We start from the raw sequence: 12669 nt of genomic DNA, 5'->3' as shown, positions 1-12669 counted from the left end.
TCAGGCATGGGACGAGTCACGGAACGACGCAAGGTGCTCCGCATCCGCGACGGGGCGGGCTCCAGCCGCCCGGACACGCTCGTCGCCGAGGAGCCCCTGGAGATCAGACTGAACGGCAAGCCCCTGGCGATCACCATGCGCACGCCGGGCGACGACTTCGCGCTGGCGGCGGGCTTCCTGGTGAGCGAGGGGGTGCTGGGCGGGCAGCGGGACCTGCGGAACATCGTCTACTGCGCGGGAGCCACGGCCGACGGCTCCAACACGTACAACGTGGTCGACGTGCAGACGGCCCCGGACGTGGTGATCCCCGACATCACGCTCGAGCGCAACGTCTACACGACGTCCTCGTGCGGCCTGTGCGGCAAGGCGTCGCTGGACGCGGTCCGCACGACGGCCCGCTGGCCCGTCGCCGACACTCCCCCGGTCCGGCTCACTCCCGAGCTGCTGGCGAGCCTGCCCGACCGGCTGCGCGCGGCCCAGCGGGTCTTCGACCGGACCGGCGGCCTGCACGCGGCGGCCCTGTTCTCGGAGGAGGGCGAGCTGCTGGACGTCCGAGAGGACGTGGGCCGGCACAACGCGGTCGACAAGCTGGTGGGCCGCGCCCTGCAGAACGGGGAGCTGCCGCTGTCGCGAGTGATCCTGCTCGTCTCGGGCCGGGCCTCCTTCGAGCTGGCGCAGAAGGCCGTGATGGCCGGCATACCGGTCCTCGCTGCCGTGTCGGCGCCGTCCTCGCTGGCGGTGGACCTGGCCGCCGAGACGGGCCTGACGCTGGTGGGCTTCCTGCGGGGCAGCTCCATGAACGTGTACGCGGGTGAGGACCGCATCGCTCTGCGGGCCGCGGCCGCACAGGGCTGACCAGGTCCTTCCGCGACACGGCGGCGGGGCCCCGACCGGCGGGGAGCGCCCCCTGCGCCGCAGGGGCCCCGTCTCGGCCTGACCGGGGCCAGGCTCGTGATCGACACCTGGGCGAGATCAGTCCGCCGTGCCGGCGCCGTCAGTCCGCCGTGCCGGATATCCGCAGCAGCATCCCCGTGAACTGCTCCCGCTCGGCCGCCGACAGCGGGGCGAGCAGCTCGTCGTTGGCGGCGCGGGCCGCCTTCTCGCAGCGCTTCAGCAGCCGGGCCCCCCGCGCGGTGAGGGACACCGCGTTCTTGCGGCGGTCCTTCGGGTCCGGCTCGCGGATCACCAGGCCGGCCGACTGGAGGTCGTCGAGGATGCCGACCAGGTCCTTGGGGTCGAGCCGGATCCCGCGGCCGAGGTCGGCCTGGGCGACGGGTGCGAGGTCCCGGACGGCGGACAGCACCACGTGGTGCCACATCCGCATGTCCTCCTCGGCCAGCGCCTCGGCCACCAGGGCCCGGCCGCGGGCGGCGGCGCGGCCGAGCAGCCAGCTGGGCAGGGAGCGGATCGCGGGGAGGGGAGCTTCCGACATGGCCGCAGCCTAACCAAGAAATCGTTGGTTCTCCCTATGATCCTCCTATACCGTTGGGCACCCCAACGAATCCGTTGGGATCACCAACGACCCCGGAGGTGCGATGCGCCGCGTCCGCTACGAATCCCGAGGCGGCCCCCTGTTCGTGGAGGAGGCGCCGCTCCCCGAGCCGGGCCCCGGAGAACTGCTCGTGCGCGCGGAGGCGATCGGTGTCACGCTCCCGGTCGTGCGCAAGGTCACCGAGGCGGCGGAGCCGGTCCCGCTCGGCGGCGAGATCGCCGGGGCGGTCACGGCCGTCGGCGAGGGCGTGACCCGCTTCGGCACCGGCGACCGGGTGACGGGGCTCTGCCTCGGCCACGGCTACGCCGACTTCGCGCTGCTGCACGAGGCCATGGCCTCCCCGGTCCCGGCGGACGCGGGCGCGGTCGAGGCGGTCGCCCTGGTCCGCAGCGGCCTGGTCGCCCTCGGCGCCCTGGAGGCGGCGCGCCCCGAGCCGGGCGAGGCGGCCCTCGTCACGGCGGCGGCGAGCGGCGTCGGCCATCTGGCCGTGCAGCTGGCCAGGACACGCGGCGCCGGACGGGTCGTGGGCGCCGTCTCCGACCCGGCGAAGGCCGACTTCGTCCGGAGCCTGGGCGCCGACCACGTCGTCACGTACGGCGACGACAGCTGGGGCACGCCGGTCGACTACGCCCTGGACGCGGTCGGCGGCGAGCTGCTCACCCCGGCCCTCGCCGCTCTCGCCCCGGAAGGGCGGCTCGTGGCGTTCAGCTCGGGCGGGGGCACGATCCAGGCGTACGACCTCCTCGTGGGCGCCAAGTCGGTGATCGGTTTCCAGATGGCCCGTGTCGCCCGCGGGAAGCCGGAGTTGTACGAGCAGTGGCGCGGGGAACTGTGGCGGCTGTTCGCGGCGGGCGAGATCCAGCCGGTCGTCCACGGGGAGTTCGCCCTGGAGGACGCGGCGAAGGCGCACGGGGAGATCGAGGCGCGGTCCAACCTCGGAAAGGTCGTGCTGATCCCCTGACGCACGCTTCTTGTGGGGGGTCTGTGAGGCCAAGTACCGTCTGTGGCCCACACATTGGACGTGGGATGTCCGAATGACCGGATGTCTGTTCCCATGTCCCGGTGGTCCAGCCGACAGACGCATGAAGGGCAGGTCGCACCATGCCGGCACGTCTTCGCGCACGTCTGAGATCCACCCTGACAGCCGTCCTCGCCGCCGCGGCGCTGCTCGCGCCCACCGGCCCGGCCCATGCCCGACCGACCACAGCCTTACCGGAGTTCGAGCAACAGGTCCTCTTCAAGGCCGCCCAGGACCCCGGCTACGCCTGCTTCCGGATCCCGGCGATCGTGCGGACCACGTCCGGCACGCTGCTCGCCTTCGCCGAGGGCCGGGTCCTCAACTGCGGTGACGCGGCCGACATCGACATCGTCCTCAAGCGCTCCACCGACGGCGGCCGCACCTGGGGCCCGCTCCAGGTCGTCAACGAGGGCGCCGGCGACACCCACGGCAACCCCGCGCCCCTCGTGGACCGCAGGACCGGCCGGATCCTGCTGGCCGAGACGTACAACACCGGCCGTACGGACGCCGGGAACTGCTCGATCCCCTGCGACCGCACCCCGCATCTCCAGTACAGCGACGACGACGGCCGGACCTGGTCCGAGCCGCGCGACCTGAGCGACGAGATCCTGCCCGACCACTGGAACTCCTGGTACGCCACGGGCCCCGTGCACGGCATCCAGCTGACCCGCGGCAAGCACGCGGGGCGGCTGGTGTTCGGCGTCAACACCGAGACGTGGAACGGCAGCCGGGTCTCCGCGAACCACGCCGCACTCATCGTCAGCGACGACGGCGGCGACCACTGGCGGGTCGGCGCCACCGACTCCTGGCCCATTGCGCAGGACGGCACGTTCCGGCAGAAGCCGTCCGAGGTGACGCTCACCGAACGCGCCGACGGGGCCGTCCTCGTCAGCGGCCGGGAACAGGACGGCACCGACCTGGGCCACCGTTCCCAGACCTTCAGCCTGGACGGCGGCGACAGCTTCGCCACGCCCTTCCGCGCTCTGCCGGACCTCTACACCCCGCAGGTCCAGGGCGCGACGCTGCGCCTCGGCGACCGCATGCTGCTGTCCGCCCCGGCGGACCCCGACCGGCGCCGGACGATGATGGTCCGCTCCTCCTACGACGGCGGGCGCACCTGGGAGAGCGTGGACCGGGGCACGGTCGTCACGAGCGACTGGTCCGGCTACTCCGACATGGCGGCGGTCGACGGCACGACCGTGGGGCTGCTGTACGAGGGCGGCGCGGTCGACGCGCGCGACGAGATCCGCTTCGCACGCTTCACCGAGGACTGGCTGAAACCCCGCCGGGGCGCCGACCCGACCACCCGCGACGCCGCGGCGGGCGCCAAGCCGGCGGCGGTGCTCGGCGGGGCCGGGCGGACGGCCGGCGTCCGCGGCAGCGCGCTCTCCTTCGACGGCACCGACGACGCCGTACGCCTGCCGTACCGGTCCCGGCTGCCGCTCGGGGAAGGGGACTTCACGGCGTCGCTGTTCTTCCGCTACACGGCCACGGCCGGCGAGCAGCCCTTCCTGTGGATGGGCGGCATCGGCAGCACCCAGCCGCAGATCTGGCTGCGCGGGGAGCCGGCGAGCGACCGGGTCCGGGCGCTGATCACCACCCGCTCGGGTGCGGCGACCGTCCGGTCGGCGTCGGTGTGGACCAGCGGCGCCCACAACGACGGCCGCTGGCACCACCTGGTGCTGCGCCGCGGCGCAGGACAGCTGACGCTCTTCCTCGACGGCGAGGCGCTCAGCACCGCGGACGTGCCGGGCTCGGTCAGCCGCAACTCCCCGTTCGGCGTGCACATCGGCCAGCGCATGGACAGCCGGGCGTACCTCACGGGGGCGATCGACGACGTCCGTGTGTGGAACCGGGCCCTGTCCGACGAGGAGTTGGCCTCCGGCGCCCGGGGCGCCGCCTCCCGGGGCACGGTCCTGTGGCTGCCCATGGACCAGGTGAGCGGCAGCAACTAACGTCACGGGGCGTGCCCGACGACGCAGACGCAACACGAGCACGGCAGCGCACGGGAACCGGGATCGGCCTGCTGCTGGTCCTGGTTCTCGGGGCCGCGCTGCTCATCGCCCTGCCGGGGGACGAGAGTCCGGACGGCGACGGCGCCTGTGCGGCGCGCACGGTCGGCTCATGGCGGGCGGACGACGGCCTCACCGCCGAGTTCGCCCGCTACGGCGACGACGCGTCCCGCACCGACGACTGGACCGGCGGCGACGGCACCCACTCGGTGCGGCTGCCGGACGGCCGGGTGCTGTGGCTGTTCTCGGACACCTATCTGGGCCGGGTGTACGGCCCGCCCAATCCGCACGGCGAGTCCTACGCCTGGCGGGACACCACCGCCCCGCTGGTGCGCAACTCGGCCGTGCTGATGCGCGACGGACGGCTGGAGACCACCCTGCCCGCCCCGCTCTTCGCCGACCCGGCGCCGAACCAGTGGCGCTGGCCGGTCGCCGCCCGCGTCGAACCCCGCTCCCCCGGCTCCTCGGAGCAGGTCGTCCGGGTGCTGCTGTGGGTGCGCACGGCCGGCCCGTCCCCGTGGATCTACGGCGTGCCCACCGCCACCGAGGTCGCCACGCTGTCCCTGCCCGGCCTGCGCCTGGAGTCGGTCGTCAAGGTGCTCGACCAGCAGCTGGTCCCCGACCCGTCCCGGCGCGTGCTGTTCGGCACCACGCTGGTGGAGGAGGACGGCTGGACGTACGTCTTCGGCGGCGACGACCGCCGGGCCGCCTCCCGCCCGGCCTCGTACGCGTACGTGGCCCGTGTGCCCCAGGGCCGGCTCGCCGATCCGTCGGCCTGGCAGTACTGGAGCGGTTCGGCGTGGGTGCCCGGCGCCCGCCCCCGGCCGGTGCTCGGGGACGGGCAGCGCACGGGCGTGGGCAGCGCGTTCTCGGTCGTCCGGGACGGCGGGACGTACGTGCTGTTCACGATGGCCGCCGGCACCAAAGGGCTGACGACGGTGGCGTCGTACTGGGCCTGTTCCCCGGAGGGGCCGTGGCACGGGCCGGCGAAGGAGTTCAGCCCGTCGCTGCCGCCGGGGCAGGTGGCCGCCTACAACCCGCAGGCGCATCCGGTGCTGAGCCGTGCCGGGCGTCTCGTGCTGAGCTACGACGTCAACTGGCTGGAGACGACGGGCGCCGCCGCCCAGCTCAGCCGGAACGTGTCCCTGTACCGACCGCGGTTCGTGACGCTGCGTCTGACCCCCGCGGGGTGACGTCCGCCGGCGGGTCCTGCGCGCGCCGCTTGGCGATCACCGCGCACACGATCAGCTGCATCTGGTGGAAGAGCATCAGCGGCAGCACGGCGAGCGCCGCCTGCGGGCCGAACAGGACGCTCGCCATGGGCAGTCCGGAGGCGAGGGACTTCTTCGAGCCCGCGAACTGGATCGCGATCCGGTCCTCCCGGCCGAAGCGCAGCGCCTTGCCGCCGTACCAGGTCAGCAGGAGCATCACGGCGAGGATCAGCGCCTCGACGGCGAACAGCCCGCCGAGGCGCGCGGGGCTGACCTGGTGCCAGATGCCCTGGACCATGCCCTCGCTGAACGCCGTGTAGACGACGAGGAGGATCGAGCCGCGGTCCACGAGTCCCAGGGCCTTCTTGTGGCGGGTGACGAAGCCGCCGATCCAGCGGCGCAGCAGCTGCCCGGCGAGGAACGGCACGAGCAGTTGCAGGACGATCTCCAGCAGCGAGTCGGCGGAGAACCCGCCGCTGCTGCCGAGCAGCGAGGCCGCGAGCAGCGGGGTGGCGATGATGCCGACGAGGGAGGAGAAGGAGCCCGCGCAGATCGCGGCGGGCACGTTGCCGCGGGCCATCGAGGTGAAGGCGATCGACGACTGCACGGTCGACGGGACCAGTGTGAGGAAGAGCAGGCCCTGGTAGAGCGGGTGCGTCAGGATCACCGGCACCAGCCCGCGGGCCGCGAGGCCCAGCAGCGGGAAGATCACGAAGGTGCAGGCCAGGACCGTGACGTGGAGCCGCCAGTGGCGCAGGCCGTCCAGCGCCTCACGGGTGGACAGCCGGGCGCCGTAGAGGAAGAACAGGAGGGCGATCGCCGCCGTGGAGGCGCCGGAGGAGACATCGGCGGCCGTCCCGCGCGCCGGGAGCAGTGCGGCGAGGCCCACCGTCCCGAGGAGCAGCAGGATGTAGGGGTCGATCGGCAGCCGGCTCGGCCAGCGCAGGCGTTTCACGGTGCTCCACTTGCTTGGTACGTCGGTCGGTCCCGGGGCCGGAACGGCCCCCTTCCATCCTGCTCCCCCAGTCGGCGATCGGGAATCCCGTATGCCGCTCTCACTGCTATCGCATACCGCGATAACCTGGGCTCATGTACGACCCCTCCCATCTGCGCACCTTCCTGTCGGTGGCGCAGACGCTGAGCTTCACGCAGGCCGCGCGGCGGCTCGGGCTGCGGCAGTCGACGGTCAGCCAGCACGTACGGCGGCTGGAGGACGCGACGGGGCGGACGCTGTTCACCCGGGACACGCATTCGGTGGAGCTCACCGAGGACGGCGAGGCCATGCTCGGTTTCGCGCGCCGGATCCTGGAGGTGCACGAGCAGGCGGCGGCGTTCTTCACGGGCACCCGGCTGCGCGGCCGGCTGCGCTTCGGCGCCTCGGAGGACTTCGTGCTGACCCGGCTGCCGGAGATCCTGGAGGGCTTCCGGCACGAGCACCCGGAGGTCGACCTGGAGCTGACGGTGGAGCTGTCGGGCACGCTGCACGAGCAGCTGGCCGCCGGGAAGCTGGACCTCGTCCTGGCCAAGCGGCGCCCGCAGGACCCGCGCGGCGAGCTGGTCCGGCACGACCGGCTGGTGTGGATCGGCGCGGAGCGTCTCCGGCTCGACCCGGAGCGCCCGGTGCCGCTCATCGTCTACCCGCCGCCGGGCATCACCCGCGCCCTCGCCCTGGAGGCGCTGGAGCGGCAGGGCCGCGAGTGGCGCGTCGTGTGCACGAGCGGCAGCCTCAACGGCCTCGTCGCGGCGGCCCGGGCGGGCCTCGGCGTGATGGCCCACTCCCGCGGCTTCATCCCGCCGGGCCTGGTGCGGGTGCCGGACCGGGCGGGGCTGCCGGAACTGGGACAGGTCGACTTCGTCGTGGTGCACGGCCGGCGCCGCTCCTCCGCGCAGGGCGCGGCGGACGCCCTGGCGGCGGCGATCCTGTCGGGCGGCGACCGGCTGCACCGCAGCCCGCGCAAGGGCCTGTGACGAACCGGAGTGACAGAATCCGCCGCCACCGCGCTGAGAGAAGAGAGCCGCTCGGGGGCGTGACGTGCGACCACTGGAGTCGTACAGATTCGGTGGAGATTACGGCACCGAAACTTACTCAACCGTCAGGATTCTGTCCGACCCTTCCCCATGTGGGCGTATTTTCCCCAGCTGACCAGCAGGGATGAGAGCATCGTCCGCCTTCGCACCCCCTCCCGCGCCCCTAGCCCGGTGGGATAACTTTCACGACGCTGTGCGGAGCGTCACTCAACCTGAACGCTGAGGAGCGGGGAGCGGGGTTTGCGCGAGTTCACCAACCCTCCGTTGGCGTTGGCACCTCCGGTGGGCGGTCTGGCCGACGTGGTCTTCGAGCATGCCCAGGAGGACCCGCTGCGCATCGCGCTGGGCCGCAAGGACGACTCCGGCCAGTGGCGGGACGTCACCAGCGCCGAGTTCCGCGACGAGGTCCTCGCCCTGGCCAAGGGCCTGCTGGCGAGCGGCATCCGGTTCGGCGACCGGGTCGCGATCATGTCCCGCACCCGCTACGAGTGGACGCTGTTCGACTACGCGCTGTGGACGATCGGCGCCCAGGTGGTGCCGGTCTACCCGACCTCCTCGGCCGAGCAGTGCTTCTGGATGCTGTACGACGCCGAGGTGACGGCCGCGGTCGTGGAGCACGAGGACCACGCGATGACGATCGCCACCGTCATCGACCGGCTGCCGCAGCTGCGCCGCCTGTGGCAGCTGGACTCCGGCGCCCTGCACGAGCTGTACGACGCGGGCGCGCACCTCGACGACGAGGTGGTGCACCGCCACCGGCAGGCCGTCACACCCGACTCGGTCGCCACGATCATCTACACCTCGGGCACCACCGGCCGCCCCAAGGGCTGCGTCATCACGCACGGCAACTTCATGTACGAGGCGGACACCGTCATCGAGCGGTGGGAGCCGGTGTTCCACTCCAAGCGGGGCGACGAGGCGGCGACCCTGCTGTTCCTGCCGCTCGCCCACGTCTTCGGGCGGATGGTGCAGGTCGCCGGGATCCGCGGCAGGGTGAAGTTCGGCCACCAGCCGCAGCTGAACGCGGCGGCCCTGCTGCCGGACCTGGCCGCGTTCAAACCGACGTTCTTCCTGGCCGTGCCGTACATCTTCGAAAAGGTGTTCAACGCGGCCCGCCGCAAGGCGGAGAAGGAGGGCCGCTCGGGCCCCTTCGAGAAGGCCGTCGACATCGCCATCAAGTACGCGGACGCGATGGAGGCGAAGGCCTGGGGCATCGGCCCCGGCCCCTCCGCCGGCCTGCGCATGCAGCACCAGCTGTTCGACAAGCTCGTGTACTCCAAGATCCGCGCCGCGATGGGCGGCCGCATCAAGCACGCCATGTCCGGCGGCTCGGCGATGGACCGGCGGCTGGGGCTGTTCTTCGCCGGCGCGGGCGTGCACATCTACGAGGGCTACGGCCTGACGGAGTCCACCGCCGCCGCGACCGCCAACCCGCCCGGGCGCACCCGGTACGGGACGGTCGGGCAGCCCATCCCGGGCATGACCGTGCACATCGCGGACGACGGCGAGATCTGGCTGCGCGGCGCCAACATCTTCCAGGGGTACCTCAACAACCCCAAGGCCACCGACGAGGCCCTGCACGACGGCTGGCTGGCCACCGGCGACCTCGGCTCGCTCGACGAGGACGGCTACCTCACCATCACCGGCCGCAAGAAGGAGATCCTGGTCACATCCGGCGGCAAGAGTGTGTCGCCCGGTGTGCTGGAGGAACGCGTCCGGGACCACCCGCTGGTCAACCAGTGCATCCTCGTCGGCAACGACCGCCCGTACATCGCCGCCCTGGTGACGCTCGACCAGGAGGCCGTGGAGCACTGGCTGGCGATGCGGGGAAAGCCGCGGATGTCCCCCGCGCAGCTGGTGCGCGACGCGGATCTGGAGACGGAGGTGCGCCGCGCGGTGGTCGCGGCCAACACCCTGGTCTCGCAGGCCGAGTCGATCCGCACCTTCCGCATCCTGGCCCAGCCGTTCACGGAGGAGCACGGGTTGCTGACGCCGTCGCTGAAGCTGAAGCGGAAGGCGATCGAGAAGGCGTACGCGAACGAGGTCGAGGCGCTGTACCGGGCGTGACCTCCGCCCTTCGGGGCAGGCGCGCTTCTGACTTCTCCCCTCAGGAACGCATCACGGCGCGTGATCGTTCACGATGGGAGTACACCCTGACCGCAAAACCGAAGGATCGAGAGCTCGTGAGCAAGGTCCCCCCGATCATCCTGAACAACGGCGTCGAGATGCCCCAGCTGGGCTTCGGTGTCTGGCAGGTGCCGGACGACGAGGCCGAGGCGGCCGTCGCGACGGCCCTGGAGGCCGGGTACCGCAGCATCGACACAGCGGCGATCTACGGCAACGAGGAGGGCACCGGAAAGGCCATCGCCGCCTCCGGTCTCCCCCGCGAGGAGCTCTTCGTCACCACGAAGCTCTGGAACGCCGACCAGGGGTACGACTCCACGCTGCGCGCCTTCGACACGTCGCTGGAGAAGCTCGGCCTGGACTTCGTCGACCTGTACCTGATCCACTGGCCGATGCCGGACAAGGGCACCTATGTGGACACGTACCGGGCGTTCGAGAAGCTGCACGCCGACGGCCGGATCCGGGCCATCGGTGTCTCCAACTTCCTTCCCGAGCACCTGGAGAAGCTGATCGGCGAGACGTCGGTCATCCCGGCGGTGAACCAGATCGAGCTGCACCCCCACCTCCAGCAGCACGCCGCCCGTGAGTACCACGCGGAGCAGGGCATCGCCACGGAGGCCTGGTCGCCGCTCGGCCAGGGCAAGGGCCTGCTGGAGGTCCCGGCGATCGTGGCCATCGCCCGGAAGCACAACCGCACCCCGGCCCAGGTCGTGCTGCGCTGGCACATCCAGCTGGGCAACGTGGTGATTCCGAAGTCCGTGACGCCGTCCCGGATCAAGGAGAACATCGAGGTGTTCGACTTCAGCCTGGACACCGAGGACCTGGCGGCCATCAGCGCCCTGAACGAGGACCGCCGTCTGGGCCCGGACCCGGCGACGTTGAACGGCTCCTGACCCGCACCGACGGCGCCCCGGTTCCGGCCCCGCAGGGGTTCGGGAACCGGGGCGCCGTCCGTGTTCCCCCCTCTCAGACCGGCTGCCCCACCGGCCGTACGACGACCGTGTTGACGTCGACACCGGCCGGCTGGCGCATCGCCCAGACCACCGAGTCCGCGATCTGGTCGGCGGTGAGGAGGTGGCCGGGCGGGAGACTGCCGTAGGAGTCCCAGAAGGGGGTCTCCGTCCGGCCGGGCGCGACCAGGGTGACGCCCACGCCCCACTCGGTGACCTGCCGCCGGGTGTTCTCGGCGAGCCCCGTCACCGCCCACTTCGTCGCCCCGTAGATGTTGCCGGGTCCGTGCACGATCCCGGCGACGCTGCCGACGAGCACGATCCGGCCGCGCGTCTCCTTCAGGGCGTCGATCGACGCCCGGATCAGCAGGGCCGGACCGAGGACGTTGGTCAGCACCATGTCGGTCCAGCCGGCCGGGTCGCCCTCCGCGACCGTGTCGTGGGTGGCGAAACCGGCGTTGGCGACGACCGTGTCGAGCCGGCCGAACGCCTTGACCGTGGTGTCGACCGCCGCCCGGACGTCGTCGTACACGGCGGCGTCCCCGGCGATCGTCAGCAGCCCGTCGGGCCGCCCCAGTTCCTCGGCGAAGGCGCGCAGCCGCTCCTCCCCCCGCCCGGTGACGGCGACCCGGTACCCGGCGTCCAGCAACTGCCGTGCGACGGCGGCGCCGATACCACTGCCCCCACCGGTGATGAGCGCGACCTGTGACTCGGACATGGCTTCCCCCTGTGCTGCGGCCGGATGTGCGATGCCGGGGAGTCCATCAGTTGAAGCGCTCTCGAAGTCAAGGGCCCGGGTCAGACCGCCCGGACCGCCGTGTGCACGGTGTGGGCCTCCAGGACGAACACGTCCGGGCGACGGTGCAGGCTCGCCTCGTCGCCGGGGTCGAGGAGCCGGTCGAGGGTCGCGAGGTCCTCGGCGTCGAGGCCGTCCGTGATCCTCTCCCGCAGGCGCGACAGGGACGTGATCACATAGGCGCGCGCCCGGTCCGAGGCGGGTGCGGGCAGGTCCAGGAGGAACGTGTGCGTCCTGGTGTACTTCAGGCCCGCGCCGGCCAGCAGGGCCGGCCAGTCCTCCGTCACCGCGACATGGCCCGGCAGGTCGGTGCGCATCTGCGTGAACCACTCCGCCTCCACCGCGTCGATCCGCGCCTGGAGGCCGGGCCGGCCGATGCCGATGTCGCGCGGCAGGAACCGCGGGGGCAGACCGCCCTCCATGAGGGCCAGCGTCCCGCCGGGCGCGAGCCGTGCCGCGAAGGCGGCGAGCGCGGCCCGCTGGTCGCCGAGGTGGTGCAGGCTGCGGCTCGCCCAGAGCAGGTCGGCAGGGTAGTCCAACTCGTCGAGCACATCGGGGAGTTCACCGGCGATCGTGCTGAAGCGGTCGGCGACCCCCTGCCGCTCGGCCCGCGCTCTGGCCCGTTCCAGCAGCGGCTCGGAGCCGTCCACGGCCACGATCCGCGCGCCCGGGAACGTCTCGGCGAACAGGCAGGACACCACGCCCGGCCCGCTGCCCGCGTCGACGATCAGGCCCGGTTCGGTCACCTCGTGCGCCAGCCAGGCCAGGGCCCGCTCGTAGAGGGAGGAGAACAGCTCCGCCGAGGACTCCAGCATCGGGCCCATCGCGGCCCAGTCGATGTCCGTGTGGTCATGGTGGTGGCCCTGCCCGCGCCCGTGTCCAGCTCCGTGACGGTGCCCGTGCCCAGGCCCGTGCCCATGGTCGTGTTTCTGCTCGTGGTGGTCGTGCGCCATGGTGGTCAGCCTCTCGCTCGGATGCGGTCAGCGTGCGCCGACGCACCGCGAGAAGGCCACTGCTGTTGCCGCTCCCGCAAAATTC

Annotated in this window: 11 protein-coding genes; 7 read left to right on the top strand and 4 right to left on the bottom strand. The window is 72.3% G+C overall.

All coding sequences use genetic code 11. The annotated features are described in order from the left end of the window. Window positions 1-6: 6 nt before the first annotated feature. Window positions 7-855, top strand: a complete 849-nt coding sequence (gene fdhD / locus IE255_RS12310) for a formate dehydrogenase accessory sulfurtransferase FdhD (RefSeq protein WP_190050253.1) — start codon at window positions 7-9, stop codon at window positions 853-855. 139 nt (window positions 856-994) lie between these two features. On the opposite strand, the gene IE255_RS12305 is transcribed toward fdhD, so the two are convergent. Next, window positions 995-1432, bottom strand: a complete 438-nt coding sequence (locus IE255_RS12305) for a MarR family winged helix-turn-helix transcriptional regulator (RefSeq protein ID WP_190050252.1) — start codon at window positions 1430-1432, stop codon at window positions 995-997. A gap of 103 nt (window positions 1433-1535) precedes the next feature. Between IE255_RS12305 and IE255_RS12300 the strand changes: the two genes are divergently transcribed. The 3 genes from IE255_RS12300 (at window position 1536) to IE255_RS12290 (ending at window position 5715) form a co-directional block, all read left to right on the top strand. Beyond that, the gene (locus tag IE255_RS12300) at window positions 1536-2453 is read left to right on the top strand and encodes a quinone oxidoreductase family protein (protein WP_190050251.1); all 918 of its coding nucleotides are present in this window, start codon (window positions 1536-1538) and stop codon (window positions 2451-2453) included. A 140-nt stretch (window positions 2454-2593) separates the two neighbouring features. Next, a complete protein-coding gene (locus IE255_RS12295) occupies window positions 2594-4465 on the top strand; it encodes a sialidase family protein (RefSeq protein ID WP_190050250.1) in 1872 nt (623 codons plus the stop codon). 11 nt (window positions 4466-4476) lie between these two features. Beyond that, window positions 4477-5715: a DUF5005 domain-containing protein gene (locus IE255_RS12290; RefSeq protein WP_190050249.1), complete on the top strand. Its 1239-nt coding sequence runs from the start codon at window positions 4477-4479 to the stop codon at window positions 5713-5715. On the opposite strand, the gene IE255_RS12285 is transcribed toward IE255_RS12290, so the two are convergent. Then, window positions 5651-6688: a bile acid:sodium symporter family protein gene (locus tag IE255_RS12285; RefSeq protein WP_190050248.1), complete on the bottom strand. Its 1038-nt coding sequence runs from the start codon at window positions 6686-6688 to the stop codon at window positions 5651-5653. The two genes, IE255_RS12290 and IE255_RS12285, sit on opposite strands and share 65 nt — an antisense overlap. A gap of 134 nt (window positions 6689-6822) precedes the next feature. On the opposite strand from IE255_RS12285, the gene IE255_RS12280 reads away from it, so the two are divergent. From IE255_RS12280 to IE255_RS12270, 3 genes are all read left to right on the top strand, one after another. Then, window positions 6823-7701: a LysR substrate-binding domain-containing protein gene (locus tag IE255_RS12280; RefSeq protein ID WP_190050247.1), complete on the top strand. Its 879-nt coding sequence runs from the start codon at window positions 6823-6825 to the stop codon at window positions 7699-7701. A 300-nt stretch (window positions 7702-8001) separates the two neighbouring features. Beyond that, complete coding sequence (locus IE255_RS12275) at window positions 8002-9828, top strand: AMP-dependent synthetase/ligase (RefSeq protein WP_190050246.1); 1827 nt, start codon at window positions 8002-8004, stop codon at window positions 9826-9828. A gap of 158 nt (window positions 9829-9986) precedes the next feature. After that, window positions 9987-10778 (top strand): aldo/keto reductase, encoded by a 792-nt coding sequence (locus IE255_RS12270; protein ID WP_190050743.1) that lies wholly within the window; start codon window positions 9987-9989, stop codon window positions 10776-10778. A gap of 73 nt (window positions 10779-10851) precedes the next feature. Here IE255_RS12270 and IE255_RS12265 read toward each other — a convergent pair whose 3' ends face one another. After that, entirely contained in the window at window positions 10852-11553 is a 702-nt protein-coding gene (locus IE255_RS12265) for an SDR family oxidoreductase (protein ID WP_190050245.1), read from the bottom strand. Window positions 11554-11633: 80 nt separating this feature from the next. Continuing rightward, window positions 11634-12584 carry a class I SAM-dependent methyltransferase gene (locus tag IE255_RS12260; RefSeq protein ID WP_190050244.1) on the bottom strand — a complete coding sequence of 317 codons (951 nt, stop codon included), beginning with the start codon at window positions 12582-12584 and terminating at the stop codon, window positions 11634-11636. Between the last annotated feature and the right edge of the window lie 85 nt (window positions 12585-12669).

The organism is Streptomyces lomondensis, assembly GCF_014651035.1.
Taxonomy (GTDB): domain Bacteria; phylum Actinomycetota; class Actinomycetes; order Streptomycetales; family Streptomycetaceae; genus Streptomyces; species Streptomyces lomondensis.
The sequence above is the reverse complement of the archived record's forward strand: the minus strand, read 5'-3'. Positions and strand labels throughout refer to the sequence as shown.